1 protein-coding gene is annotated in these 1,370 nt (G+C 61.5%); it reads left to right on the forward strand.

Going from position 1 to position 1,370, the window contains the following annotated elements; genetic code table 11:
- Window positions 1-1,370, forward strand: a 1,370-nt coding sequence (locus GY769_04475; GenBank protein ID MCP4201171.1) for an AAA family ATPase, incomplete at both ends; no start/stop codon positions are given.

Consider the following 1,370-nt stretch of genomic DNA (forward strand, 5'->3'; position numbering starts at 1 on the left):
CACGGAGGAGCAGATCGACGCCGTGGCGCTTCTCGCACTTTCCCTCCAGAAGCGTTTCGACACGCGGCCCGACAAGTCCTCCGTTCATCTGCCCGTGGCCACACCCACGAACAACCACCGAGCCATCTGGCTCGGCGGCGGCGGAGTCGGCAAGACACGCACCCTCGGGAAGATCGTGCAGCCTCTCGCCGAAACGTACTTCGGGCCCAACGGCTACTCCGCCACAGCACAATCCAATCAGGCCGCTCAAAACCTGGGCTCACGAGCCAGAACGCTGCACGCGGCCAACGGTCTCCTCCTGACCGATTCCCTGCAGACAGCCAGACTGCGACTGAACGCGCAGACGCAAAAGAAAATGGATCGCATCGCCGGAGATCTCGGCGTCGAGGTCATCGATGAGCTGGGCGCTGTTCCCGGTGACCTTCTTCATGCCGATGCTCTACGCAAGACGTACGGACGAGCTCTGCGCCACAACCTCGACTCCACCCACTACATGAAGCCAGCCGAGACGTGGGGCCGCATGCCGTGCAAGATCTTGTCCGGCGACTTCTACCAGCTCCCGCCTGTACCAGCATCGGCTTCTCTGCTGGCTTCTCCAAGCAACCAATCCTATGAGCACCAGCAGGGCCGGAAGCTGCTTCTGGACATGGACTACGTCCACGACTTCGTCGAGATGCGGCGCTTCGACGATCCGCTGCTCATCGAGATCCTGACGGCGATGCGGACGCCCGGTGGGAAGAAGATCTCCGAGGAGGCTTGGCATGCTCTCCAAGCCACAGTCATCCAGACCTCTACCCCGGATCCACGACTGCGGAACGCCAGGGGCTGGTACGAGTGTGCCTACGAGTGGCGCATCGTCTCCTATGCCATGCACGCTCATGCGCGACTCAACGCCAACGCCGCGGGCCAGCTCTTGTACTACATCCCGTCGATCGACCTCCCGAGCGCTCGCATGAGCAAGGAGGACTTCGACGCCATGCGTGCCCTGCCCAACATCAGTACCACCGCCAAGTTCCCCGGGATCCTGCCCGTATACATCGGCATGGACATGATCCTCACGGAGTCCTTCTTGCCGCCGCGGCTTGTGCGAGGGGCACCGGTGCAAGTCGTGGACATTGAGCTCCATCCGAAGGAACCGTCCGTTCAAGGCCGACCCTCCATTGCTGTACACGGCTGCGTCGTCCTCCACTTCATGCCCAAATGCATCTACGTACGCTTGCGCGAGTGCAAAGACGTCTTCCTGCTGCCTGCCGACAATGCTTCTCAGTCAAGCGCCTCGGATCTGACGGGCATACTTGCTGTGCAGCCCCTCACGCGCCAGTGGAAGTTCAAGATGAAGGGCTCGCAAAACGCGGTGTCTGTATCCAGGA

This window comes from bacterium (assembly GCA_024224155.1).
Lineage (GTDB): Bacteria > Acidobacteriota > Thermoanaerobaculia > Multivoradales > JAHEKO01 > CALZIK01.